At 54.0% G+C, this 24,136-nt stretch carries 21 protein-coding genes; 14 read left to right on the forward strand and 7 right to left on the reverse strand.

Annotation, left to right across the window (positions count from 1 at the left end):
* Nucleotides 1-24: 24 nt before the first annotated feature.
* Complete coding sequence (locus RHK62_RS12715; RefSeq protein ID WP_206200465.1) at nucleotides 25-447, forward strand: gamma-glutamylcyclotransferase; 423 nt, start codon at nucleotides 25-27, stop codon at nucleotides 445-447.
* Here the strand turns inward: RHK62_RS12715 and aspS are convergent.
* Complete coding sequence (gene aspS, locus RHK62_RS12720; protein WP_206200466.1) at nucleotides 444-2,249, reverse strand: aspartate--tRNA ligase; 1,806 nt, start codon at nucleotides 2,247-2,249, stop codon at nucleotides 444-446. The genes RHK62_RS12715 and aspS overlap by 4 nt on opposite strands.
* Nucleotides 2,250-2,509: 260 nt before the next feature.
* Here aspS and RHK62_RS12725 point away from each other — a divergent pair, with 260 nt between their 5' ends.
* From RHK62_RS12725 to RHK62_RS12735, 3 genes are all read left to right on the forward strand, one after another.
* Complete coding sequence (locus RHK62_RS12725) at nucleotides 2,510-2,746, forward strand: hypothetical protein (RefSeq protein WP_206200467.1); 237 nt, start codon at nucleotides 2,510-2,512, stop codon at nucleotides 2,744-2,746.
* 83 nt (nucleotides 2,747-2,829) lie between these two features.
* Nucleotides 2,830-4,560: a mechanosensitive ion channel family protein gene (locus tag RHK62_RS12730; RefSeq protein WP_310453798.1), complete on the forward strand. Its 1,731-nt coding sequence runs from the start codon at nucleotides 2,830-2,832 to the stop codon at nucleotides 4,558-4,560.
* Complete coding sequence (locus RHK62_RS12735; protein ID WP_302678472.1) at nucleotides 4,560-5,837, forward strand: NAD(P)/FAD-dependent oxidoreductase; 1,278 nt, start codon at nucleotides 4,560-4,562, stop codon at nucleotides 5,835-5,837. Before RHK62_RS12730 ends, RHK62_RS12735 begins: the two co-directional genes overlap by 1 nt.
* On the opposite strand, the gene RHK62_RS12740 is transcribed toward RHK62_RS12735, so the two are convergent.
* Genes RHK62_RS12740 through RHK62_RS12750 form a run of 3 tightly spaced genes read right to left on the reverse strand, consistent with a single transcriptional unit; the run spans nucleotide 5,771 to nucleotide 7,678 of the window.
* On the reverse strand, nucleotides 5,771-6,532 hold the full coding sequence (locus tag RHK62_RS12740) for a BMC domain-containing protein (RefSeq protein ID WP_310453799.1): 762 nt from the start codon (nucleotides 6,530-6,532) through the stop codon (nucleotides 5,771-5,773). The genes RHK62_RS12735 and RHK62_RS12740 overlap by 67 nt on opposite strands.
* Nucleotides 6,532-7,296, reverse strand: coding sequence for a pantothenate kinase (locus RHK62_RS12745; protein WP_206200470.1), 765 nt, complete (start codon nucleotides 7,294-7,296; stop codon nucleotides 6,532-6,534). Before RHK62_RS12745 ends, RHK62_RS12740 begins: the two co-directional genes overlap by 1 nt.
* Nucleotides 7,277-7,678: an AbrB family transcriptional regulator gene (locus tag RHK62_RS12750; RefSeq protein ID WP_302677341.1), complete on the reverse strand. Its 402-nt coding sequence runs from the start codon at nucleotides 7,676-7,678 to the stop codon at nucleotides 7,277-7,279. Before RHK62_RS12750 ends, RHK62_RS12745 begins: the two co-directional genes overlap by 20 nt.
* A gap of 421 nt (nucleotides 7,679-8,099) precedes the next feature.
* On the opposite strand from RHK62_RS12750, the gene RHK62_RS12755 reads away from it, so the two are divergent.
* From RHK62_RS12755 to RHK62_RS12765, 3 genes are all read left to right on the forward strand, one after another.
* Entirely contained in the window at nucleotides 8,100-9,236 is a 1,137-nt protein-coding gene (locus tag RHK62_RS12755) for an ABC transporter permease (protein WP_302677340.1), read from the forward strand.
* A 47-nt stretch (nucleotides 9,237-9,283) separates the two neighbouring features.
* Nucleotides 9,284-10,459 (forward strand): SpoIIE family protein phosphatase, encoded by a 1,176-nt coding sequence (locus tag RHK62_RS12760; protein WP_315862934.1) that lies wholly within the window; start codon nucleotides 9,284-9,286, stop codon nucleotides 10,457-10,459.
* A 73-nt stretch (nucleotides 10,460-10,532) separates the two neighbouring features.
* A complete protein-coding gene (locus tag RHK62_RS12765; RefSeq protein WP_310453800.1) occupies nucleotides 10,533-11,951 on the forward strand; it encodes a hypothetical protein in 1,419 nt (472 codons plus the stop codon).
* Here RHK62_RS12765 and RHK62_RS12770 read toward each other — a convergent pair.
* From RHK62_RS12770 to RHK62_RS12780, 3 genes are all read right to left on the reverse strand, one after another.
* Nucleotides 11,948-13,570: an MBL fold metallo-hydrolase gene (locus tag RHK62_RS12770; RefSeq protein ID WP_302678474.1), complete on the reverse strand. Its 1,623-nt coding sequence runs from the start codon at nucleotides 13,568-13,570 to the stop codon at nucleotides 11,948-11,950. The genes RHK62_RS12765 and RHK62_RS12770 overlap by 4 nt on opposite strands.
* 32 nt (nucleotides 13,571-13,602) lie before the next feature.
* Nucleotides 13,603-13,737 carry a hypothetical protein gene (locus RHK62_RS12775; protein WP_255451743.1) on the reverse strand — a complete coding sequence of 45 codons (135 nt, stop codon included), beginning with the start codon at nucleotides 13,735-13,737 and terminating at the stop codon, nucleotides 13,603-13,605.
* Between the two features lie 64 nt (nucleotides 13,738-13,801).
* Nucleotides 13,802-14,617, reverse strand: coding sequence for an FAD-dependent thymidylate synthase (locus tag RHK62_RS12780; protein WP_302677336.1), 816 nt, complete (start codon nucleotides 14,615-14,617; stop codon nucleotides 13,802-13,804).
* A 136-nt stretch (nucleotides 14,618-14,753) separates the two neighbouring features.
* Between RHK62_RS12780 and RHK62_RS12785 the strand changes: the two genes are divergently transcribed.
* From RHK62_RS12785 to RHK62_RS12815, 7 genes are all read left to right on the forward strand, one after another.
* A complete protein-coding gene (locus RHK62_RS12785; protein WP_310453801.1) occupies nucleotides 14,754-15,389 on the forward strand; it encodes a Uma2 family endonuclease in 636 nt (211 codons plus the stop codon).
* Nucleotides 15,390-15,544: 155 nt separating this feature from the next.
* Nucleotides 15,545-16,375: an alpha/beta fold hydrolase gene (locus RHK62_RS12790; RefSeq protein WP_206200477.1), complete on the forward strand. Its 831-nt coding sequence runs from the start codon at nucleotides 15,545-15,547 to the stop codon at nucleotides 16,373-16,375.
* A gap of 3 nt (nucleotides 16,376-16,378) precedes the next feature.
* The gene (locus RHK62_RS12795) at nucleotides 16,379-17,713 is read left to right on the forward strand and encodes a GGDEF domain-containing protein (protein WP_302677334.1); all 1,335 of its coding nucleotides are present in this window, start codon (nucleotides 16,379-16,381) and stop codon (nucleotides 17,711-17,713) included.
* A gap of 91 nt (nucleotides 17,714-17,804) precedes the next feature.
* Nucleotides 17,805-20,996 (forward strand): efflux RND transporter permease subunit, encoded by a 3,192-nt coding sequence (locus tag RHK62_RS12800; protein WP_310453802.1) that lies wholly within the window; start codon nucleotides 17,805-17,807, stop codon nucleotides 20,994-20,996.
* A 58-nt stretch (nucleotides 20,997-21,054) separates the two neighbouring features.
* Nucleotides 21,055-21,852: a phosphate ABC transporter ATP-binding protein gene (locus RHK62_RS12805; protein WP_206200480.1), complete on the forward strand. Its 798-nt coding sequence runs from the start codon at nucleotides 21,055-21,057 to the stop codon at nucleotides 21,850-21,852.
* Between the two features lie 174 nt (nucleotides 21,853-22,026).
* Nucleotides 22,027-22,671, forward strand: coding sequence for an FHA domain-containing protein (locus RHK62_RS12810; RefSeq protein ID WP_206200481.1), 645 nt, complete (start codon nucleotides 22,027-22,029; stop codon nucleotides 22,669-22,671).
* 42 nt (nucleotides 22,672-22,713) lie between these two features.
* Nucleotides 22,714-24,132, forward strand: a complete 1,419-nt coding sequence (locus RHK62_RS12815; protein WP_302678477.1) for a protein kinase domain-containing protein — start codon at nucleotides 22,714-22,716, stop codon at nucleotides 24,130-24,132.
* Nucleotides 24,133-24,136: the final 4 nt, after the last annotated feature.

Below are 24,136 nucleotides of genomic sequence, written 5' to 3' on the forward strand. Positions count from 1 at the left end.
GCATGAACCTAATTGATTTTCAACATGACCCTATTGCGCCTTTTTGTCTATGGCACCCTTAAACCCGGCTATCAACCCCATGAAATCCTCTGTCGGCCTTGGCTGAGTGCCCATCAATCAGCGCTGGTGAGAGGTCGCCTTTATCACCTACCGATGGGGTATCCCGGTCTGACGGCTGAGGAAGGTTGGGTGCAGGGGGAGTTACTGATCTTTCATGATCCACCTCCCAGCGTATTGGCGCGGCTGGATGCCTTTGAAGGCTACCATCCGAACTTGGCTCCCGAAGTAAATGCCTACCATCGCCAACAGGTGCCAGTGTATGACTTGAATCATCAACCTTTGGGCACAGCATGGGCTTATATGATGAGCACTGAGCGGGTGCGGGATGTCAACGGCGAATGGCTGCTAGAGGGGGTGTGGAATCGGCCAACAGACCTACGTGCCTAGACTTGGGTTTTAGCAGTGGTTTTTGCGGGCTTGGCGGAAGCCACATGGAGTTCCTTGAGTTGCTGTGGCTCAACACTGCTGGGGGCACCGGTAAGAAGGCAACGCGCCTGTTGGGTTTTCGGGAAAGCAATGGTGTCGCGAATGGAGTCTTCGCCGGCAAGGAGCATGACTAAGCGATCTAGGCCATAGGCAATACCCCCGTGGGGAGGGGTACCAAATTCAAAGGCCTCGAGAAGGAAGCCAAATTTTTCTTGGGCAGCCGTCTCATCAAGGCCGATGGTTTCAAAAACTTGCCGCTGCAATTCCGGTTGATAAATACGCAGACTGCCGCCGCCCACTTCGTAGCCATTGAAGATCAGATCGTAGGCTTGGGCACGGGCAGTTTTGAGATCCTCAAGGTCGGCGGGATGGGGTGCCGTAAAGGGATGGTGCAAGGCCTCAAGGCGCTTTTCTTCGGCATTCCACTCAAACATGGGGAAATCCACCACCCACAGCAGATGGGTTGCCGTCGGATCAATGAGGTCAAATTCACGGGCAATGGTCTGGCGCAGGCGATCAAGGGTTTTATTCACCGTTGCCGTATCCCCTGCCCCAAACAGGAGGAGATGCCCCGGCTCGGCACCCGTGCGCTCTAAGAGCGTGGCTTTCTGCTCTGGGGAGAGGTTATCCTTGATGGCACCAATGGTGTCAATCTCGCCGTTGTCGCGAACGCGGATATAAGCCAGCCCCTTGGCGCCGGCAGTGGTGGCCTCTTGGAAGAGATCGCCGCCGGGTTTAATGCGCACGTTGGAGATGCGGTCGTTGCCGTTGGGAATCGGCAAAATTTTCACCACGCCCCCTTGGGCGATCGCGCCACTAAAAACTTTGAAACCAGAGTCTTTCAGAATATCGGAGACATCCACCAGTTCAAGGCCATAGCGGGTATCGGGCTTATCGGTGCCATAGCGATCCATGGCCTCTTGGTAACTCAGGCGGGGAAAGGGGCGCGGCAGATCAATGCCCTTCACGGTTTTGAAAATGTGGCAGATGAGTGCTTCGTTGAGATCAATAATTTCATCCTGATCCATGAAGCTCATTTCCATGTCCAGTTGCGTAAATTCTGGCTGGCGATCGGCCCTTAAGTCCTCATCGCGAAAGCAGCGGGCAATTTGGTAATAGCGATCGCACCCCGCCACCATCAACAACTGCTTGAACAATTGCGGCGATTGAGGGAGGGCAAACCATTCTCCCGGATTCACGCGACTGGGCACTAGATAATCGCGAGCCCCCTCCGGCGTCGAGCGGGTGAGAATAGGAGTTTCCACCTCAATAAAGCCCGCCTCATCCTCGAGGAAGCGCCGCATGGCTTGGACAACGCGATGGCGTAACTGCAAATTCCGTGCCATCCGTTCCCGCCGTAGATCAAGATAGCGGTAGCGCAGCCGCACCTCTTCCCGCACTGGCTCATTCTCGGTGCTGGAGATGGCAAAGGGCAGTTGCTGGCGCACCGTATTGAGGACATCAATGTGATCGGCGTAGATCTCGATGTCGCCCGTGGCCAATTTTGGGTTCACCGAATCCGCAGGGCGCTTGCTGACACGGCCAACAATTTTCACCACATACTCACTGCGCAGGCGATCGGCTTGAGCATAGGAGTCGGGAGTGCGCTGGGGATCACTGACAATTTGGACAATGCCGGAGCGATCGCGCAAATCAATAAAGATCACGCCGCCATGATCACGCCGCCGATCCACCCAACCGTAGAGGGTGACGGTTGTTCCGACATCCGTTAGCCGAACATCGCCACAGTAGTGTGTGCGCATAGACCCCAATGATTTGTGAGTATGTTGGTAAAGCCTTACTATTTTAGCGGTTCACCGCCCTACCGTTAGCGGAGCATCCCCAAAGAATCACAGGTTTGCAGGAGGGCTGCACTTTAGAAATCGCAACAGAAGTTTGCAGGACTTCATGTGGATTCCCTAACTTTAGTTGCAGCTTCAGCAGATTGCGCCCCAATTTCCGAGGGGCAACGTATGGTAGTAGATAGGTAAAATCTAAAGAAAACCTTAAAAGGAGGGCAAGTATGACCCCCTCTCTCCTCCGGCAGTTCTGGCACTTTGTTGAGCAAGTACAGGTGGGACGATTGTTGAGTATGGATGATCACGCCCTACAGGGGTGGCTGGTGACGCAGTTTAGTGACGTTTATCCTTTAGAGCATAACCAGCGCTATCATCTGGAACGCTACATTTCCTCGCGTCTCTCGTTAATCCGCGATGTGGCAAGGGAGCAGGTGCTGCAAGCTAGGGTCGACTGCCCCTAGGGAACCGTGAACTGAGTTCAGCCTTCAAAAGGTGAGAGGATAGTCCTAGTTCGTGTTGCCGTGCAGAATATCAGTACGTGCGAATGATCAACGGGTATCAGCGATTATGGCGGTGGGGAGCGATCGCCCTTATCACTTTCTTTTTAGTCCTTCTCTCTCCTTGGTCAACTATAGCTCAGGTTCCTCTGCCGGGGATTCGTCAAGCCACTGTTGCTCCCACTCCCCCCGGCGTCACCCGCATTGGCGAACTGGAAATTGCCGATGTCCGCTTTGATGGCAATACACTCTTTACAATTGCTGCGCCAACAGTTCGCGATCGCGATAACCCCGGTAACGCAATTCCCGTTGAAGTCCGAGCGGATTTAATTCAATCGAACCTACGGCGGGTACTCCAGAGTGCCCTTGAGCATGGGCGGCGATCGCCCGCAAGGGTAGATATTGGCGTTGCTCGCCTCAATAATGTTTTAGTCATCAGTGCCCGCATTGGCCAAGCGGAACGCACCACTCGCCTCCTGACGGTGACAGAGGCCGACAGCGACTACCATCAACTGCCCCCTGAAACCCTTGCCCAGCAGTGGCGAGACATTTTGCAACAGCAGATGAACCGAGCGATTCAGGAACGCACCGACACAGCCCTGATGTCGCAAATTCAGGAGGCTGTCTTGATCTTTATCAAGGTGGGTGCAGGTAGTTTCGTCATTTTAATTGTGCAACGCTTCTTGATCCGCCAACGCAAGCATCTACAAGGGCAACTCGACACAGTGACCACTCAAACGACGGAACCGGAGTGGGTTTTGCCGCTTCTGCCCCATCTGCGGCACCACTTTTTTCTCAAGCAGCGCATCAAGCTCATTAGTCTCGTTCGGTATCTACTGTTGTGGGGACAAGTGGCTTTGTGGCTACTCGGCCTAGCGGCAATTCTACGCCTCTTCCCCATGACCCGCTGGCTGAGTTCCCAAGTCTATGGCTTGCCGATTCTGTGGATGGTGGTCTGGTTTGGCACGGGGCTGCTGAATCAATTTGCTGACTTGGCCTTTGATCGCATTCGTGTTTTCTGGGAGCAAAATAATCTGCTCAAGTTTGCTGATACCCAGCGTAAAACCCTGCGGATTAGTACCACTGTGGAAGTGATGCGCGGCTTTAAGACCGTTGTCATTTATTTGATTCGACTAGTGGTTATCTTGGGTTCCTTAGGGGTACCTGTTTCCTCCATTCTCGCTGTGGGGGGCTTTTTAGCCTTGGCCATTTCCCTAGGGTCACAGAACTTGGTGAAGGACATTATCAATGGTCTGCTCATTGTCTGGGAGGATCAGTACGGCATTGGCGATGTGGTGGAAATTGAACCCTACTCCGGCTTAGTGGAAAATCTCAATTTGCGCATTACTCAGTTGCGCAATGCCGAGGGTCAGCTGATTACAATTCCCAATAGTACGATTACCAAGGTAGCCAACCTGACCCGCACTTGGTCACGGGTTAATCTCGAACTGTGGGTGGATATTGAAACCAATCCCGATCGCCTGTTGTCGTTGCTGAATGACTTGAGTATCCGCTTTTACGAAGAACCGGAGTGGCAACTGAAGATGCTGGAGCGGCCAGAAGTTCTAGGAATTGATCAGATTACCGCCAGTGGCTTACTCGTGCGCATTTGGATTAGGACCCAACCGGGACAACAATGGGTCGTGGGGCGGGAGTTTCGGCGGCGGGTGCTCAACCTGATGGCCACAGAGGGGATTGCCGTGGGTCGGCTGCATCAACAGCTTCACCTTGCCGATCGCAACGGCAAAGGCGAAAGTACTCATCCTTTGGAATCTTGATGGCAGGTCAGCGCATTTTGGTCATCGGCGGTGGTGCCGCTGGATTTTTTGGAGCGATCGCCTGTGCGACGGCTAATTCTCGCAATCTCGTCACGATTTTAGAAGCTGGGGCAACGCTGCTGAGCAAAGTCCGCATCTCTGGTGGTGGTCGCTGCAATGTCACCCACCACTGTTTTGATCCAGCGCTATTGGTGCAGCACTATCCCCGTGGTGGCAAGGCCTTGCGGGGTGCCTTTAGTCGCTTCCAACCCCAAGACACGATCGCTTGGTTTGAGGCGCGGGGGGTGAAGTTGAAAACCGAAGCCGATGGGCGAGTCTTTCCCGTCAGTGATGACTCAGGAACCATTATTGACTGTCTGGTGCAAGAAGCAACGGCTCTGGGCATTCGCCTCCGTACCCGCGCAGCAGTGAAGGAGATGGTGAAAGTCGGCAATGAGTTTCAAGTCACGGTTGCTCAGCAGCCTCAACCCCTTGTGGGCGATCGCGTCCTTCTGGCCACCGGCAGTAGTTCCCAAGGCTATCGCTTGGCGGCACAATTGGGACACACCATTATTCCCCCCGTCCCTTCGCTGTTTACGTTTCACATTGATGACCCGCTCTTGCAGGAGCGCTCAGGCCTCAGTGTCGAACCCGTGGAAGCAACCCTCAAACTGTTGCAGCAGCCCCCCTTAACCCAAACCGGTGCTATTCTCGTTACCCATTGGGGCTTGAGTGGCCCTGTGGTCTTGAAACTCTCGGCATGGGGGGCACGTGCCTTAGCGGCGCAGAACTATCGCGGCACCTTGGTGGTGAATTGGCTCCCCCATCTGTCACTGCCGCAGATTCAAGGGGAGTTGGCAGCCTGTCGTAGCCATACCCCGAAGCGAGCGATCGCCCGCCATTGTCCCTTTCCGCTGCCGCGCCGCCTCTGGAGCTACTGGACAACCAGCGTGGGGATTCCGGCTGAGCAAACTTGGGCACACCTCAGTAAAAAACAACTGCTGGCACTGGCGGAGGCCTTGCACCGAGGTACCTTCGCGATCGCTGGCAAAGGCGCCTTCAAAGAGGAGTTTGTCACCTGTGGTGGGGTGGCTCTCAAGGAAGTGGACTTTAGAACCATGGCCAGCCGCTGCTGTGAGGGGCTATTCTTTGCGGGCGAAGTTCTCGATATTGATGGCGTGACGGGGGGCTTTAACCTGCAAAGTGCGTGGACAACGGGCTGGATTGCCGGTCAGGGATTGGCAGAGGGTTCGACGGGCACCGTTTCGGCAGGCGCTTCCACGGCCACACTCTCTTGAGCCGCACCTTGAAGGGCAAGGGGTTCGGTTTCTTTTTGCTTGAGGGTGAGGGGTAGGCGCAGGGGTTGCAGTTCCCGTTGTAGGGCGGGTGCCAAGGGCAACGATTGATCCAAATCCTCAAGGGGACGAGGTACCAACATCACTGCATGGAGTTCACCAATGCGATCGGCTTCTGTCATCCCGGCCTCAAGGGCGATCGCGGTATTGGAGGCCGTGCCGCGAATAATGGCCGTACATAGACCGGCGCCAATGGTTTCGTAGGCCGTTAGGATCACATCTGCCGCCTTGAGCATGGCATCCGCTGCCCCCACCATGGCTGGAAATCCTCGCGTTTCCAATAGGCCAACCGCGTGGCTACTGAGGCGATGGCCGCGACTTTTAGAGGCAATCTGGGCGAGGAGACTGCCAATCGGAAGAATTTTCTCTAGGTTGGGGTCAGGCCGGGGAATGACTAAGGTACTGAGTTCTTGACCAAACTGCTGTGCCCGCTCAGCGCCCTCTTCCACAGCTAGACGCACATCGGCAATTCGCCCGCGCACGATTGCGGTACAGTGGCCACTGCCAATTTTTTCATAGCCCACTAGGAGGACATCGGCGGATTTGAGCATGTGATCGGCAATGCCCACTATCGCCGGAAAGCTCTGGGCTGAAACCAGTCCCAAGGCTAAATCCGTAAAGTCATCCCGTCGCTCCATTAGCGGAAGTCGTCAATCCTGTTCATCGGGTGCATTTCTATCTTAACGGTTGGGTTGCGGAGGGCGCGGATCCCCCAAAAAACCAGATGATCATCTTCATGCCAGCGATCGGCATCTAAAAATGTCTTTAACAGTTCACTGAGAAAGGGGCGATCGCCCCCGGTCACAATCACCGTACCTTGGGGAAACGCCTGAAAAAAGGCGCCCAGATAGGCGTGCAACATGGCGGCAGTACCGTAGTAAAGACCGCTTTCAATCGCTGTGGTAGTAGTGGTTCCCCAACGGGGGGGTGGTTCGGGGGGAAGCGTCACATAGGGTAACGCCGCCGTATAGTCCGCCAGTGCTCGTGCCATTAACCCAACACCCGGGAGAATCACACCGCCCGCAAATTCAGCGCGATCGTTGGCTAGGGTCAGCGTTAATGCAGTTCCCGCATCCACCACACACACTGGTGCCCCATAAACCTGAAGCGCTCCCCAGAGGGCAAGGGCACGGTCAATCCCTAGGCTGGGGTACATCCGAGGAATGGGAATATCCTCGAGGGTGAGGGCGATCGCCGTCGGATAGACTTGGTGCAAGGACACAGCACCAACACTCGCACCCCAGCAGGGGAGGTTGGGATAGTTTTGGGCAGGATTAAAGGCAAATTCCTCAGGGGTGAGGTGCCAAGTGCGGCTGAGGTGTTCACCCGTAAAGAGGGCCCAGTGCTGCCGACTATTGCCAATCATTAGGGCAAACCATTGATTACTCTGTGGGGGCGCCATCCACTTCTTCTGGATCGATGAGATAGAGATGAATATGTTTATACCCCCGCTTAATTTTGAAGGTATCCCCCGGCTTTAGGTTCATGGCTTTGGTATAGGCAGCACCAATGACAATCTGGCCATTTTGGTGCACCTTCACTCGATAGGAGGGCGATCGCCCCCGTCCTGATTGACCATTGACGTCTTTTTCTGATGACTGGACTTCTAGTCCGCCGGCAGCGAGTACCGCTTCGTAAAATTTCCCTAAGTTAACACGCACCTCACCAGATTTTGTGACGCGATAGTAGCCACAGAGCTTTGCGGCTTCTTTACGGGATGCAGAACCCAGTTCACTTAATCGCTGCAAGAGTGCTTTACCAGTTAGGGGCTTTGGTTTTTCCATTCGCTCTATATTTCCTCTGTCAGAACACTATTCAAATGAATAAAGCAACTCAATTGTTCTTTAATCAACAGGTACCTGCACTAGAGAGAAAAAGGGAGCCTGCGAGAATGATCTGACTAGAAATCATTAGATTTAATCAAGTTACCACTTTATTTGAAACACAAAGTATTTTTTTAACAATATGTTAGTTTGAAGCAATCAGTATAATCATATAGTGATACCGAATCTATTTAACAAGAAAAGGAATTTGATGTTAGTTTGTTAAGTTTTATTTATCACTTATTGATTTTTGAGTCAAATTTATCTATAGCATCATGCCTCTCTAAAAAGAGGGAAGACATGTCGGCATTGAGTCTGTCAGAGCAGCCCTAGGATAGCAAAAAGGCTGTATAGTGGCTGTACCCTAGCGGATGAGTGACGAATGACCCCTTGGCAAGCGTTGCGGCGCAACCCCTTAGTGATGGTCAGTTTGGGGGTGTTGCTGACGTTGTACCTGCTGGCGATCGCCGCGGATTTTATTGCTCCCTACAGTCCCTATACCTTTCAAGTGGAGGGTGCGCTGCTGCCCCCTACCCGCATTTACTGGCGCACCCCCAACGGTCAGTGGCTTGGCCCCCATGTCTATCCCACCCGCTTGGGGCCTGTGAACTTGGAAACAGGGGAACGTCCTCTGATTGTAGACTGGCAGGAACCGTCGCCGATTCGCCTCTTTGTCAAGGGCAGCCCCTATCGCTTCTTGGAAATTACCCTGCCCCTACCGACTCGCTGGAGTCTCACCAATCCACAAATTGAACCACGTACGATCTTTGCCGGGTTCCCCAGCGATCGCCATCTCTTTGGCACGGTGGGTAAGGGCTATCTGAATCTGTTGGGCACGGATGACCAAGGACGCGATCAGTTCAGTCGGCTGCTCTTTGGTGCCCGCATTAGCCTCAGTATTGGCCTAGTGGGGGTGGCGATCGCCTTCCCGATTGGCATTCTGGTGGGGGCAATTTCTGGCTACTTTGGCGGCTGGCTCGATGCCGTTTTGATGCGGGGCGTTGAGGTGCTGATGACGCTGCCGACCATCTATCTGCTGGTGGCTTTGGCGGCAGTACTCCCCACGGGACTCAGTAGTGGTGAGCGATTTTTGCTAATTACCGTAATCACATCCTTTGTGAGTTGGGCGGGGCTAGCACGGGTGATTCGCGGTCAGGTGCTGGGGATCAAAGAAATGGCCTTTGTCCAAGCGGCGCAGGTAATGGGGGGGCGATCGCTCTATATTATTGTGCGGCACATTATTCCCCAGACAGCAACCTACGTGATGATTGCCGCAACGCTCTCGATTCCCAGCTTTATTGTGGCGGAATCGGTACTCAGTCTCATTGGTCTAGGAATTCAGCAGCCGGATCCCTCTTGGGGCAATATGCTCTCGTTGGCAACGAATGCCTCAATCTTAGTGTTGCAGCCATGGTTAGTCTGGGCACCCGCCACACTGATTGTACTGACGGTGCTGTGTTTCAACATTGTTGGCGATGGCCTGCGGGATGCCCTTGATCCGAGGCAAACCCCAAAATAGCCAAGAGCCTTGGGATACACTAGGGGGAGATTTTGCAGGCTGAAGCTATGAGCGGCGATCGCCAGCCCTATCGAATTCTCGTCATTGATGATGACCCTACTAGCCGACTGCTGCTGCGCAAAACCCTAAAGGATCTGGGCTACCAGGTCTCGGTTGCTAGCCATGGCCGCGAGGGAATCGCGATCGCCACCGCTGAGAAACCCGCCCTGATCATCTGCGACTGGATGATGCCCGAACTGGACGGCCTAGAGGTGTGCCGTCAAATCAAGCAGGATCAGGAACTCTCCCGCAGTTTTTTTGTGCTGCTGACCGCCAAGGGGGAACTGGAGGATCGCATTCAGGGCTTAGATGCTGGTGCGGATGAATTCTTATCCAAGCCCATTGACCCCAATGAACTGCGGGCACGGATTCAGGCGGGTCTGCGCCTTTATCAACTTAACCAAGATCTGCTCAAGCAGAAACAACTCCTAGAGGCGGAACTGCACGAGGCTGCGGATTATGTGCGATCGCTCCTACCGGCTCCCCAAGAAGCCCCCTGCAAAATTAACTACTACTTTTTGCCGTCGAGTCAGTTGGGCGGCGATTGCTTTGACTTTTTTGGGGTGGGCGATCGCTATTTAGTGCTTTACATTCTCGATGTTTCAGGCCATGGCTTGGGGGCGGCTCTGCCTTCGGTCTCCGTCTTGAACCTCCTGCGCAGCACCACGCGAGAGCAAACGAGCGGCACATTTGACTATCGGCACCCTGCCCAAGTCCTCGAAGCCCTCAACAATGGCTTTCAAATGACGGATCAGCACGAGAAGTATTTCACGATTTGGTACGGCGTGTACGATCGCCAAACACGGCAGTTGACCTATGCCAGTGGTGGACACCCGCCGGCACTGCTCCTCACCCCTGAGGCTGATGGCTGGCGAGCGACTCTCCTCAAGACACCGGGCATTCCCATTGGCATGTTTGCTGACATGGCCTTTAGCCAAGCCACGATTGAAGTCCCCCCTTCGGCAGTTCTCTACCTCTTTAGTGACGGCATCTATGAGTTTGAAACAACCGACAATCGGGTTTGGGGTCTCGAAGCCTTTAGGGAGTTGCTCATTGCTGCCCACACCCAAGACCCTGTGCCGGCGCTGCCCCAGTTGATTGCCCAAGTGCAGAGCCATGCAGCGCCCGATGCCTTTGGCAGTGATGATGTTTCATTGGTGCAAGTGGCCTTTCCATCGGCTTAACTTTGCATCTGAGATTGCATAATGTGGCCTTTTCTGTGCAATATCCTAAGCAGTGGGAGAGTGAAAATGAGCTATGGGCGGATGGGAGTTTTTACTGCAAAAGGAGGGCGATCGCGCTTGGTTGCCCCTAGAACCACCCTCGGCGGAAGTTTTGGAGGGCAGTTACCGCTTGATGGCGCGCTGTCCGGTTGCCGAAACCTCGGTGGAAGTGCAAATTACCCATCTTTACGATGATCAGGGGGTGCCCAAGCAGCGCTACCAACGCCGCACCCACCGCAGCAGCTCCACAGGACTCATGGGTATTCTGCCCTTTACGTATTTGCAGGCGGGGCGTTGGGAATTTCAATGCCGTGTGGCCCAAGAGGGGGTGCTGGATGCAGAGGTGTTTGCGATCGCCCTTGATGTCCTTGCCCAAAGCGAAGAGTGGGATTTGCCGGCACCAGAAACCTTGCCTGCGGTTCCAGAGCAGCCGGTGAAAGCTGCCGACCCCCCTAAGCCGCAAGCACCCTCCCCTGCTGAGCTGCCCACGACGCTCATTGAGCTGCCCCAAAGTGCCTATACGATCTTTGCCGATGAAACGCTGGTTTTAGAGGGCACAGTTGCCGTTCCCGGTACGGTGGTGATTCGTTTGCGCAATCCCGTCACCCGCGATGTGGTGCAGGAGCACTCAGTGCCCGCGATCGCCCGCGAGGGGAAATGGGGGTTTCATTGTACACTCACCCCCTTGGCCGATTATCCAGTCATGGTGGGGGAAGCCCGCCTCCTGCCCAACCAACCCCTAGAGCACAGCGATCTTCGCCAAGTGCAAGCCTTTATGGTCACGGTGTTACCGGCACCGGAGATGCCTGCCGTCTCTGCGCCCCGCCAACCCGCCCCATCTAAGAGCGAAACACCCGCTGGCCCGCAGTTGCCCATCTTAGGGGATAAGACTCTCGAACCTGTGCCAGTGAGCGGCTTTTCCCTACCGCCCCAACTGAAGCCTGTAAAAGCCCCTGTTGTCGTGGATTTGCCTAGCTTTTGCCAGCCCCTATCTGCCGTTACCGTGCCGCCACCTCGGGATTTGCCCATTGATCGCCAAGAGCGATTTTGGTCGCGATTGCAACAGTTAGCGGAATTAGCGCCCCCCGTTGAACCCACACCGCCAGTATCCACGAATCCTAAGAGTCCCTATCTATTGACCCCCCCCCAGCTCCTGCTGTCACCGGAGCCACTGGTATCGCCGCTGCACCTCAAGGTGAATTTGCCGGCAACACAACGGGGTTGCTCTGTGAAGGTGTGGATCACCAATGGCGAAACAGGAGAGTTAATTGCTGGCCCCCGCTGGCTCGTGGAGTTTGATTTTTATCGCTATGGGGACTACTGGCAAACCGTGCTTCACATTGACGTGCCCGCGAGTGTGCGTTCCATTGCCCTGATGGCGATCGCCATTGACCCCAAAACAGGCGCGGAAAGTCCGACGGTCACCCTGCGGCGACAGCTCCAAGGGGCCTAGCTTTCGGGTTCCGGCTGTGTTTCTGCCCGCTCAAAGGCTGGACAATAGCCCTCTGGTGCCACTTTGAAGTTGTAGAGCGCAGAAGCCTCGTTCCAGCAGCGCTGACCGCGATAAAACTGGCAATTAAAACAGCTCTCCTGATCGGGGGCGATCGGGGTCGATGTTCCACCCAGCACTTCCTTGGGGGTCATGCCGCGAATCAGCAACTGCTCCCCCTGCCATGAGGCAAGGACAAAGCCCGTATCCGCCAACCGTCGCCAGCGTGGATCTGTGGTAATAGAAGCGGGTAGGCGAATCATCGCTTCATCGTTCCACTCACTCACCTCCCCCTCATAGGCCAGTTGCACCAACGAACTCGGCGTCGAAAGCGTCAGTTGGCCAATGGGAAATTGAATCGTTGAGCCACTGGTGGGGGTGTGCAGATGGTAGCGGTTGCTCAATTCATTCAGGCTGGCTAAATCGGCAAGGTAGTTGGGGTCGCCGTGGATAAGCACCACATGCTGCGGGCGAATATTGTGAATCAGTTGCGTCGTTGCAGGGCCATCGGCATGGAGGGAAAGTAAAAACGTATCCACCTCTACATTGGGCAAGCTGGCTAAGGTAGGATCACCGCCCCGAAAAGGCTGACCATAGCGCAGACGTGGATAGAGTACCAGCCAAGGCCGTTTCCCCTGAGCTAGGTAGGGACGCAGGTCTTGATCCTCCTCCACAAGGACAATGGTGGGGGCTGCGCCTCGAATTTGCGCCAAATCGCTTAAGGGCTGCACTTGGGGTTTGACCCGCTGATCCCAAAAGAGGGACTGGTGTTGGGCAAAATTTTGAATGGCCGTGGGTAAATGGGGCAAAACCGTGAGGTAGGCATCACAGCCGCGAGCGATCGCTGGCGTGACCCAAATTTGAATCGGCTGTCCCGTAAAAAGATGATGACTGCGCAGTAGGATGAGAATTTCTTGAGCAGTACCGAGGGGCGGCAGCGGCAGTAGGACATTGTAGCCTTGATCAACCGCCGTGCGGATGCGTTCTGCCAGTTGGTTTTCCTGTTGACGGCGGTGGGGATGACGCGCGGTGCCCAAGCTGGCCTCAATGATCAGCACATCCGGCTGCAATCCTCGCAGATCCGCAAGGGGTAGCCCTTCCGTAAAGCGAGTATGGGACAGGAAAAAATCCCCAGTATAGACCACGCTCAGGGGCGATTGCTCTGGGTTGGGGTCTTGGTAGGTGAGGGCAAAAACAGCAGCCCCCGGTAAATGCCCTGCAGGAAAGAGTTCGGCGGTCAGGCCATCCCCAAACTCAACGGGCGATCGCCAAGGCAAAGCACGACAGAAAGGGGGAACCGTTTCATGCGGCCAATTGAGGGGCAAAAGCTGGGTCGTGACCTCACTGGCATAGATGGGAATATGGGGAAAACGGCGATGGAGTGCCAATAGACTCTGGGCATGATCCGCGTGGGCATGGCTACAGAGCACCAAGTCAAAGGGATGCTGTTCAATTTCATCAAGGGGCAAAACATCAAGGGACGGCACACCACAGTCCAGCAAAATCCGATAGGTGCCAATTCCTAAGCCAATGCACACCCCCTCATCTGCGTGACCCACCCCATAGTTGAGGCACTCGATCATGAATGACGAACAGTCACCCTCCTTGGTTAGCTTTAGTGAGCAGAACCGTTGCCGTGGTAGTTATCGGTGTCGTAGAAGCCATTGCGGGTGCCAAAGACCAAACACAGCACAATAAACACCGGCGTAATGGCCAGTAGAATGGGTTTCACGTTAATAGCAACGTCCATGGCTGCACTCCTCGCTCTTGTCAACTCAGTCAATGGTGTCTTCTGCTACTCAGTGTATCGTGGATCATTGGGGGGCATGTGCTGATTTTCTCTCCTCAAAGTAACGCAACTGCCGCCAACCCACAAAATTAGCATAGGGCTGGCGATCGCCCATGCATTCTGCCACGTGTTCTAGGGGCGACAGGTGCTTCGGTTCTGCCCCCGCCAAGCGTTGATAAAGCGCCAGATCAGAGGCGGGGTCACTGCGTTGGCCATCCCGCAGATAGTAGGACACCCGTGCACAGCGAGCCACGGACATGTACTTACACTCCTCAAGGCTATATTGCTCGCGCTCACTGGGATCGATATAGGGAAGGTGCCAATCCCCCACCGCCACAGGTGTCGGTTCATGGGTTTCCAGCAAATGCTGAATCAGCTTAGCCAAGGCTTGCATTTCGGGCTGGGCATCGGGGTGGTTGCGCAGGCGCAAAAAATTATCCCACTCCGTGCTACTCACCACCGTTTGCATCCACAGCCACGGCTCCAGCATGCGGTTCACCACCTGCTTGTGAATGCCTAGTTCATGGAGTTGGCGTGCCCCCTCAAGAACCGCGAGGCGGGTTTTCAGCCAAATTTCCTTGGCAGCCTCCTTATGTTCACTTTCTTGGCGCGCCTGCATCCCCCGCTGGTTTTTTCCCCAATGGTAAGGAATGACCGGGTTGTGTTCGACTTGCTCCATCATTTTGGCCACAGGCACCGCTCGCGAACTAGCGGAATTACGGGAAAACACGCGATGGGTGAGCAGTTCACTATGGATAAAACGCGGGTACGTCAGTTGCAGCGTCACCAAGCGCACCCCTGCTGGCGAAATTGAATCGGCAATCACACGCCCGTCTTGCATCTTTGTCTCGTCTGAATCTCTGCCTTTTCTAGGCTAGTGCAAGGGGAACACTGTCCGCGCGATTCGCAACCGCAAAGCGCGTCAACCTTGATGCTGTGGCACAGTGGAACTAGACCTGTTGTGGATATACCTTGCCATGTATGCGGTTGTTTCTCCAGCCAAAATTATTCTTCCCCCCGGCAGTGTCCTACGCATGCCCGGTACGTGGCAAGATTACTGTTGCCTCCGCAACAGCCGTGGCGATGGTTCGATTCCCCGCATCAAGTTTCGTCGGGGGGAAATTTTGCTCATGAGTCCCTTACCCCGTCATGGCCGCGAAGCGAATATCGTTGCCGATGTTGTCAAAGTTTTGCTGGATAGTGAGGAGCGCAATTACGAAGCCTTTACGCCGATCACCATGGAGATTCCTGAGATGGGTGGCATTGAGCCTGACTATTGCTTCTATATTGACAACTGGACGGCAGCCGTCGGCAAAGACCGTATTGATTGGCAAACCGATCCGCCACCCGACTTGGTGATTGAAATTGATGTCACCACCTATACGGCGGCTGAGGACTACCTTCTTTATCGCGTTCCTGAAGTGTGGCTCTTCAAGTCAACGGGCTTGAGCATTTATGCTCTCGATGATCAGACCTATGTCCCTCGATCCAAAAGCCGCTATTTTCCAGACATTAACTTAGTAGCGTTGATGAGTGCTGTCCTCGAAGAGGCGGCAACCCAAGGCACAGGGGCTGCGCTGCGACGGTTGCGGCAACGGTTCGCCGGTCAATAGCAAATTGTTAAAGATTTCTTTCTCAGGTGAATGGAGTTTTGTAAGATCATCTAGGTGCTATGTTTTTTCTAGCATTGCCCTTCAAGTTTCGAACTCAATTTATCCACTGAAAATTAAAAAAACTTAATTAATTGGCTGAGTAGTGCGAAACGTTTATGCAAATCACGCATCAAGTTGCTGGTCTTCCCGAGTCTCTCAAGCCATACGTCCAGATTGACCAGTGGGGGACAGTTCCCGTTGTTCTAGGACACGGTTTTGGTACCGATAAAAGCGCTTGGGATTACCTAATGCCTTTCTTCCCTGAGGGCTTCACCTATATTCGCTATGATCTTGCAGGCTGTGGCTCCGACGAAGACACGTTGCGCCGCTACGACCTGCAAAGACACAGTCATTTGTATGGTTATGCTGACGATCTCATTGAATTACTAGATAGCCTTGGTGTCCAATCCTGCATATATGTTGGTCATTCCGTCAGTTGCATGATTGGCGCAATTGCCGCGATCGCCAGACCTGACTTGTTTCGACGACATATCTGGCTCAACCCCTCCCCTTGCTATCTCAAAGATGAGAATTATCCCGGTACCCTCACCCCCGAAGACCTACAGGCCATTTATGACGCCATGGTCACCAACTACCAAACATGGGCTGCGGGTTTTGCTCCCCTGATGTTTGGCCTGACCGAGGATCACCGGCTAGCTGATTTTTCAAAAACCCTCTTTCGATTGCAGCCAAGTGTTGCATTGCGCACACTTCAGGTCATTTTTGATTCTGATACAAGGGCGTTTGTGGGCAAAGTCTTTCAACCCGTGCACCTCATTTTCAATCGTGACGACTTTGTGGTTCCCCAACCTGTGGCACTGTGGCTGCAGGGGAAACTGCCAAATAGTACACTTGATTGGATCGACGCGCGAGGCCATCTTCCCCACATGACTCATCCTGAGGCCGTTGGCTCTTTACTCAAAAAATATATAATCCATTCTGATTAGGGCATGCTCAAAAGTTTGCACGAACACCTCGCCCGCCAACTTCTCCCTACTCCCGATGCCATTACAGCATTTTGTCATCTAGTTGCTAATTGGTCGCAGTCTGAGCTTGTCTTAGCCTTAACAGTCGATGAACATGGCAATCGGGCAGAGATTATCACCACAACCAGCACCAGCCGATTTCCCAACGTCGAAATTATTGCTCCGTGGCCAGATTTGGTTGAGGAGGCTGTCATTGATATCACGCCTTTTCTAAAACTGCCTTCTATCTTTTTCTGCCTTTTGGATAAGGTTGAGCGAATCGTTTATATTCCCTGCGGTGAGCCAGAGCAGTGGCGGCAAGGGTTGCTATTGGTGAATCCCGTAGAGGGGCTGCTGTGCCAACTCGCAGAACAAAAAGGCTACATTGCAGCTCTTTACCGGCAACTGTTGGCTCATCATCGCCAACGGCAAAACAGCTTCATCTTTGAAGTGCAATTCCAAGATATTTTCGACACCGTGCCGCTGGGCTTGGTTTTGATCAAGGGGGATGGCTCTACAGCGATGGTTAATGCCTATGCCAGTCAATGGTTGCAACTGCCAGCCGGAAGCCATCCGGTTCAGATTGTTGCCGAGCACATGAAACAAGCACGCCAGAGATGCGATAACCGCGATGAGTTAACCAGAATTTTTCAAGGGCTGAGTGCCGATGCCAACTTTAGTGCAAAGGGGGAGTGTCTGATGGGCGAGAAAACCTTCCTCATTGATACCCACCCCGTGCGAGGCGACAGTCGGCTAGGGCGTGTGTGGATCGTTTCTGACATCAGTGATATGCGCCAGCGAGAGCAAGCACTTTTGGCCTTGGCTTGGTTGGATCCCTTGACTGGGGCGTTTAATCGCCGCTTTCTCTTGAGTCGGGTTGAGGCTTATCAGTCCCAAGCAGCGACAGGAGACGCGCTGCTAATCGTCATGATTTTCGACATTGATCACTTTAAGCGCATCAACGATACCTATGGGCATGATCAGGGCGATGTGGTTCTGCGCACATTGGCGGCAAGGACAAAGCAGGTGATAGAGGCCTGTAAAGATAGTATTTTGGTTCGCTGGGGAGGCGAAGAATTTGTGCTGTTGTTTTTTGCCACCAATGAAGACCATGCTAAATCCGTTGCCGAGGAACTTTGCGCTGTGGTGAGAAGCCAACCAATTGAACTAGGGGATCAGCAGTTTTTGACTGCAACCATTAGTTTGGGTGGCACGCTTTTTCGACCCGGTGAACAGGTGCTCAGTGACTCGATTCCTCGCGCGGATCAAGCCTTGTATAAGGCGAAACATGGGGGGCGCGATCGCTGGGTTTGGGCATGACACTTTACCCCACTGACTGGGATGAAAGCTCAGAAACGATTTGTTAGAGTAGCGGTGTCTAAAGGATGACTTGTACACCAGTTAAACTTGCATGACCTCCCCACGGTTTAGTTTTAGCGGCTTGGCGGTGACCCGCCACATCGGCACCCTGATGCTGACCCTGACTGTCATTGTGTTGGCGGTCTTTATTCTCATGCGGCTGCAAGTGGATTTGTTGCCGGCGATTACGTACCCGCGCATTGGGGTACGGCTGGATATTCCGGGCGTGGTACCTAGTGTTGCTGTTGAGGAGGTGACCAAGCCCCTTGAGGAAGCCCTGAGTCGCACGGAGGGGGTGGTGCAGGTCTATTCGCAAACCCGCGAAGGTCAAGTCAGTATTGATTTATTTTTTGAACCCGGTGGCGATGTCGATCAAGCCTTAAATGAAGCCACTGCTGCTTTTAACCGTGCCCGCAGTAGGTTGCCGGATATTATTGAGTCGCCGCGCCTCTTTAAGTTTGATCCGTCACAATTGCCGGTCTATGAGTTTGCCCTAACCTCAGAAACCCTCAGTGGCCGTGAGTTACGGGTCTTTGCCGACGAAGATTTGGATCGAGAGCTGAGTGTTGTCCCCGGCGTGGCGGGAGTCGATGTCTCTGGGGGGACAACCGAAGAAGTGCGAATTCTTGTGGATCTGGATCGATTGCAGGCCACGGGGGTGGGGCTAAATCAAGTTTTAACTGCTTTGAGCGATCGCAACCAAGATGTCTCAGGGGGACGCATTCGCGGCCAAACGGCAGAACCCTTAACCCGCACAGTGGGACGGTTTCGCAATGCCGGTGAAATTGAGGAGGTGATGCTGACGGGTGCCAATGGTCAGCGAGTCTATCTGCGGGATGTAGCGCAAGTCATAGATGGCAGTGCCGAGCAACGGGTATTTGTGACCCTCAATGGCCAACCTGCCGTCAAAGTCAGTATTCTTAAGCAGCCGGAAGCCAATACGGTGGAAGTGGCTGATGGTATCAAGCGCCGTTTAGCCGAGTTACAGGCAGCCAATCTCGTGCCCCGCGATGCGCAGATCATTCCTGTCCTTGATGAGTCGGTTTATATCCGCAACTCCCTGAACAATGTGATCACGGCAGGCCTGACGGGAACCCTGTTGGCGGCGATCGCGGTGCTGCTGTTCCTTGGCTCGGTGCGGCAAACCCTGATTATTTTGCTGGCCATTCCCCTGTCAACGATGGCCGCGATGTTGCTGATGGGGCTATTTAACTTCTCCCTCAATGTGTTTAGCTTGGGTGGACTCGCCCTTGGGGTTGGCATCGTTGTGGATAACGCCATTGTGATGTTGGAAACCTTGGCGGATATTGACCCCCACCCCATGAGCCAAGAACAGTACCTTGAGGAGGTAAAACGGCGTAGCCAAGGCATCGAATCAGCGCTTTTGGCCTCTACCCTCACTAACTTGGTCGCTATTTTGCCCTTTTTGTTGCTGGGGGGCTTGATTGCGCTGCTCTTTAATGAGTTGATTCTAACGATTAGTTTTGCGGTTGCCGCATCGCTGCTGGTGGCACTCACGGTCGTGCCGGCCTTGGCCTCCCGCCTTTTGGGGGTGCCGGTGCAAAATCGCCTACGGCAGGTCGCGTTTATTCGCCTTTTTAATGAAAAGTTCCTCTGGCTGACGGGGCGCTATGAATGGGCCTTGGGGCAGGTGCTACGGGCACGCTGGCTGGTGGTGGGGCTGGCGATCGCCCTTCTAGGGGGAGGCAGTTGGCTTTTAGCTCAGCAAATTCCCCAAGAACTGCTGCCGCGCATTAATACGGGTCAAGTCAACCTCATGGCCATTTTTCCACCGGGAACCCCCCTGCCCACCAGTCGGCGGGTCATGGCGGCAGTGGATCAGGTGCTGATGGCACAACCGGGCACAGAGGCCGTCTTTACCACAACGGGGGGTGCCCTCTTTGGCACGAATACAATTGCCAATCCGCTGCGAGCTAATAGCAACATCATTCTACGGCGTGGGGTGAATGTGGATCGCTACATTACAGAAGCAACAAAAGCCCTTGATCAACTTAACCTCGTGGGGGTGCGGCTGCGCTTGAGTCCCGGCCAAGTGCGCGGCATTATTCTCACCAACTCACCTGTACGCGGTGCCGATGTGGATGTGATGCTGCGGGGCAGTGATGAGCAGACCCTCAACCGCTTTGGTCGCCAAGTCCTCCAAGTCCTTGATGAAAAGGCCACATTGGTGCGCTTTCGTCCCGATGTAGATCCTCGCCAGCCAGAAATTGAAATTCTGCCGGATTGGGAGCGCGTCAGTGAACTGGGGCTGAATACCCTCAACCTTGGCCAGACGATTCAAACCGCCTTGGAGGGGTTTGTGCCCACCCGCCTGCAACGGGGCGATCGCCTAGTGGATATTCGTGTCCAACTGGACAGTGAAAGCATTCAAACGCCCGCTGACCTGACAACGATTCCCCTTTTTACCGCCAATAACCGTCCCCTCCGCCTTGGGGATGTCGCTCGCATCGAACCCAGTCAAGCCCCCGGTGAAATCCGCCGCATTAACCAGCAGCAGGTCTTTATGCTAGCGGGCAATCTTGTTGAAGGTGCCAGTCTCAGTGCTGCCCTTGCCCAAGTGAATGACATTCTCAACGATCTGGAGTTTCCGCCGGGGGTGTCCCTAATGCCAAGTACGGCGGCTCAAGCCAATCAGCAATTGCAACAGGCCTTAGTGGTCTTGGGTAGTTTGGCGGCCTTTCTCGTGTTTGTGGTCATGGCGGTACAGTACAATTCGCTGCTTGACCCCCTAGTGATTATGTTTACCATTCCCTTGGCCTTGGCCGGTGGCATTTGGGGCTTGTACCTGACACGGACGGCCATTGGCGCCACGGTCATTGTCGGTGCCATTTTGCTTGTGGGGATTGTCGTCAACAATGCCATCATCATGGTGGAGTTGGCGAATGAGATTTACCGACAGGAGGGCTGTAGCCGTAGCCAAGCCATTCGCAAAGCTGCCCCTGCCCGTCTGCGCCCGATTATGATGACCACGATTACAACGGTGGTGGGGATGTTCCCCTTGGCATTGGGGCTAGGTGAAGGCTCAGAATTTTTGCAGCCCCTTGGCATTGTTGTGTTTTCTGGCTTGGCTGTGGCAACACTGCTCACCCTCTTTCTTATTCCCTGTTTTTATGTGATTCTGCACGGCTTTGAGCGTATCGCCCAGCGCAGTCTTCCTGAGCCATTACCAGCACCAGTCGTTCCCCCCACGAGTCCCTCCCCTGAGGAGCTTCAGGAACGCTAAGCTGTAGGCCAACATTACTGTTTAGAGTGGTAGTGACGCCTCTGCCCAAGTCCTGCCGATGACTGCTGTTGACCCGCTTGCCGTTGGCCAACATACTCTCCTTGAGGTACGCCAACTGAGCGTGTTTTACCGCAATCAACCGCTGCTCAGCAATGTCAGCCTCACGATTCAGCCGCGCCAACTGGTGACCTTGATCGGTGCCTCTGGGTCTGGCAAGAGCCTACTGTTAAGCTGTTTGAACCGCTTGATTGAACTTTTTCCGCATCTCCATGTGACTGGCGAAATTCACTATCGGCAGCACGCCCTCAAGGAGTGGAATGCGTTGCAACTGCGCTGTCGTATGCCGATGATTTTCAGCAGACCGAGTCTCTTTCCAACATCAATCTATGAAAATGTCGCCTTTGGTGCTCGGGTGCATGGCTATCAAGGGGATCTCGATGCCCTTGTGCAATCTTCCTTGGAACAGGTGAATCTGTGGCAAACTCTGAAGAATCATTTGGGCGAGCCGGCACTAGAGCTATCCCTAGAGCAGCAACAACGCCTTTGTCTGGCGCGGGCGATCGCCCTGCAACCGGAGATTCTGTTACTGGATGACCCCTGCAGGGGGCTTGATACTACTGCGACCCGCCGCATGGAGGAGTGTCTGTGCCACCTCAAACAAACCTACACCCTGATCATGGCAACCCATCACCTACGACAAGCAGCGCGGATTTCCGACTGGACAGCCTTTTTAGCCCTGCAAACCAATCCTCAGGGACAGACAGTGGGTCAACTGATTGAGTACGCTCCCACGCGCTTACTTTTTCAAAGGCCACAGCATCCCTTAACCTGCGATTATGTCAGTGGTCGTTTCTAATCATTCTCACTGAGCAGCAGTTTGGCAATGAACCCGTATAGAATTGGGGTGTAAAAGCTAACCTAAATATAGAGGCAGCTAGCTTTTTTAGCTTTACTCTGGGAAGTAGAGAGAAACGATGGGTACCTTAATCTTAGGTTGGTTGGATCGGCAGTGGCATAGGACATCATTTCTATGATGATCTGTTCCGAGTGTTTCCATCCCAATCCCGTTGGTGCTGTTCAATGTGAAGTGTGCTTTTCGCCCATGCCCAGTATGACTCCTTGTCCAAATTGCGGTGCCCCAGTTCAACCAGACGCTAGTTTTTGTGGCCAGTGTGGTTTCAATCTGCGTCGCCTTGCCGTCAGTGCACCCCCAATGCCAGAGGTAATGCAACACACAGCCAGTGCTGCACCAACCGTGGAAGCCGTTGCCCATCAAGGCCGCCTGACAACGCTACCCCCGCCGCCCCCACCACCGGCCCATGTCTTCTCGGTTGAGATTGCCACCATTGAAGCCAAGCTGATTCATGTGCAAACTCGCACAGAACTGCAAATTCCCACAGGGCGTCCCGTCATTCATATTGGCAAGCCCAATGATCGGATTCCCCCCGATATTGATGTGGCTGGCTTTCCCAACTCAGAAATTGTCTCCCGTATCCACGCAGATCTGCGGATTGAGGGGAATGCCCACTATATTGAAGATGTGGGAAGTGCTAATGGAACTTACATTAACAATACTCCCCTTTATCCGGGCAATCGTCACCGCCTGCAATCGGGCGATCGCATTGCCTTAGGCAAGGGAGATTTAGTCACTTTTATCTATGAACGCATCTCCTAGTTCTTTAGAGTGTATTCAGGTACGAAGAGGCGGTTAGACAACGTGATTACATTGACATTACTCCATCCCGTTCAAGCCACCCCAGTCCAAAGCTGGACCTTTGAGAATGAAAATGTCATCCGTATTGGCCGAGCAGTCGATAATCACGTCGTGCTCTATAGCGCGGTGGTGTCGCGTCACCATGTGGAACTCCGTCGTAATGGCTTGCAATGGGAAGTGGTCAATCTTGGCACCAACGGCACCTATTTGGATGGCAAACGTATTCAACAGGCAACCTTGATGGATGGTGGCATCCTGCGTTTGGCTCGCTCTGGACCCAATATTCAAATTCGCCTCGGTTCTGATCAGCGTCCCACCACTCCCAATGTCCGCATGGAAACGGTGCCCGAAGGTCGCTTGGTGGATGTTGAGAAGGGCACCTATTCAGGGGAAGAAGAAGCCATCGGTACAGCCGCCGAACCCACCTCCCGTGCTGAAGAAAGCACCCCCACCACCAGTAGTAGCAGTGCCACCGCCCAAGCGGAGGAAGAGGCTGAGTTTGCGGTGACAGGCCAACTACCGGTTCATTTACTCAGCGAGTGGCGTGCTCCCCCCGATTGCCAGCACAACCATGCCCAAGAGAACGATGTTTTTTGCATTGACTGCGGTGTGCCTCTGCGCGTCTGGAAAACCCTCGGCAACTACCAGATTATTCGTGCCCTTGGTCAAAGCAACATTTATTTGGGCTGGCGCAGTGGCTTAACGGCGGTGATTAAGGGACATAGTCTTGCAGCGTCACGCAACGAAATCCGTGCCTTTCAGCGCCAAGCGCGGCAATTGTGCAAAATCGAGCATCCGGTCTTACCCCAGTTTTGGGAGGCCTTTCAGTGCGGCAGCGATTCCTACTTGGTCTCAGAAATGATCTATGGCCAATCCCTAAAACAGCGGATTCAGGATCAAGGGCCAATGAACGTGATTGAGGTCAGTCGTTGGCTGATTCCTGTGTGTGAATTGCTTGAGGTGCTGCACCAGCAAGCCCCCCCTGTGTTGCATTTACACATTCGTCCCTCCAATCTCATTCATCCCTACGTTAAACGGGAAACAACAGAACTCGTGCTTGTGGGCTGGGGCAAAGCATCCGTCTTAACCTCTGACTCAGGGACATTTATTGGGACAGTGGGCTATTCGGCGCCAGAACAGCAGGAGGGAAAACCCGAACCCGCTTCCGATCTATTTGCCTTGGGGGCAACGATGGTGTACTTGCTCACGGGCTATGAACCAGAAACCTATTTCCGCTGGGGCACCCGTGAATATCGTCTCTATGCCGAGGACATTCCCCATTTGGATCCGCTGATGGTGGATTTAATTAACTGCTTGACCCATCCTGATCCTCGGGAACGCTATCCCAACGCCGCCGAAGTCAAGAAACGCTTGCAGGAAATTGCGACGATTACCCCCGCCGTCTCTTCAAGTGCCTCATAGAACA

Origin of the sequence: Thermosynechococcus sp. HY213 (assembly GCF_031460975.1) — a bacterium.
Taxonomy (GTDB): Bacteria; Cyanobacteriota; Cyanobacteriia; order Thermosynechococcales; family Thermosynechococcaceae; genus Thermosynechococcus.

Excerpts from the sequence above, each read along its gene's own strand:
- RHK62_RS12740 (WP_310453799.1), bottom strand. The coding sequence starts at position 6,532 with ATGGAGCGACGGGATGACTTTACGGATTTAGCCTTGGGACTGGTTTCA.
- RHK62_RS12770 (WP_302678474.1), bottom strand. The coding sequence starts at position 13,570 with ATGATCGAGTGCCTCAACTATGGGGTGGGTCACGCAGATGAGGGGGTG.
- RHK62_RS12810 (WP_206200481.1), top strand. The coding sequence starts at position 22,027 with ATGATGATCTGTTCCGAGTGTTTCCATCCCAATCCCGTTGGTGCTGTT.
- RHK62_RS12775 (WP_255451743.1), bottom strand. The coding sequence starts at position 13,737 with ATGGACGTTGCTATTAACGTGAAACCCATTCTACTGGCCATTACGCCG.
- RHK62_RS12790 (WP_206200477.1), top strand. The coding sequence starts at position 15,545 with ATGCAAATCACGCATCAAGTTGCTGGTCTTCCCGAGTCTCTCAAGCCA.
- RHK62_RS12725 (WP_206200467.1), top strand. The coding sequence starts at position 2,510 with ATGACCCCCTCTCTCCTCCGGCAGTTCTGGCACTTTGTTGAGCAAGTA.
- RHK62_RS12760 (WP_315862934.1), top strand. The coding sequence starts at position 9,284 with ATGAGCGGCGATCGCCAGCCCTATCGAATTCTCGTCATTGATGATGAC.
- RHK62_RS12750 (WP_302677341.1), bottom strand. The coding sequence starts at position 7,678 with ATGGAAAAACCAAAGCCCCTAACTGGTAAAGCACTCTTGCAGCGATTA.
- RHK62_RS12785 (WP_310453801.1), top strand. The coding sequence starts at position 14,754 with ATGTATGCGGTTGTTTCTCCAGCCAAAATTATTCTTCCCCCCGGCAGT.
- RHK62_RS12765 (WP_310453800.1), top strand. The coding sequence starts at position 10,533 with ATGGGCGGATGGGAGTTTTTACTGCAAAAGGAGGGCGATCGCGCTTGG.
- aspS (WP_206200466.1), bottom strand. The coding sequence starts at position 2,249 with ATGCGCACACACTACTGTGGCGATGTTCGGCTAACGGATGTCGGAACA.
- RHK62_RS12800 (WP_310453802.1), top strand. The coding sequence starts at position 17,805 with ATGACCTCCCCACGGTTTAGTTTTAGCGGCTTGGCGGTGACCCGCCAC.
- RHK62_RS12780 (WP_302677336.1), bottom strand. The coding sequence starts at position 14,617 with ATGCAAGACGGGCGTGTGATTGCCGATTCAATTTCGCCAGCAGGGGTG.
- RHK62_RS12715 (WP_206200465.1), top strand. The coding sequence starts at position 25 with ATGACCCTATTGCGCCTTTTTGTCTATGGCACCCTTAAACCCGGCTAT.
- RHK62_RS12795 (WP_302677334.1), top strand. The coding sequence starts at position 16,379 with ATGCTCAAAAGTTTGCACGAACACCTCGCCCGCCAACTTCTCCCTACT.
- RHK62_RS12730 (WP_310453798.1), top strand. The coding sequence starts at position 2,830 with ATGATCAACGGGTATCAGCGATTATGGCGGTGGGGAGCGATCGCCCTT.
- RHK62_RS12745 (WP_206200470.1), bottom strand. The coding sequence starts at position 7,296 with ATGGCGCCCCCACAGAGTAATCAATGGTTTGCCCTAATGATTGGCAAT.
- RHK62_RS12755 (WP_302677340.1), top strand. The coding sequence starts at position 8,100 with ATGACCCCTTGGCAAGCGTTGCGGCGCAACCCCTTAGTGATGGTCAGT.
- RHK62_RS12735 (WP_302678472.1), top strand. The coding sequence starts at position 4,560 with ATGGCAGGTCAGCGCATTTTGGTCATCGGCGGTGGTGCCGCTGGATTT.
- RHK62_RS12805 (WP_206200480.1), top strand. The coding sequence starts at position 21,055 with ATGACTGCTGTTGACCCGCTTGCCGTTGGCCAACATACTCTCCTTGAG.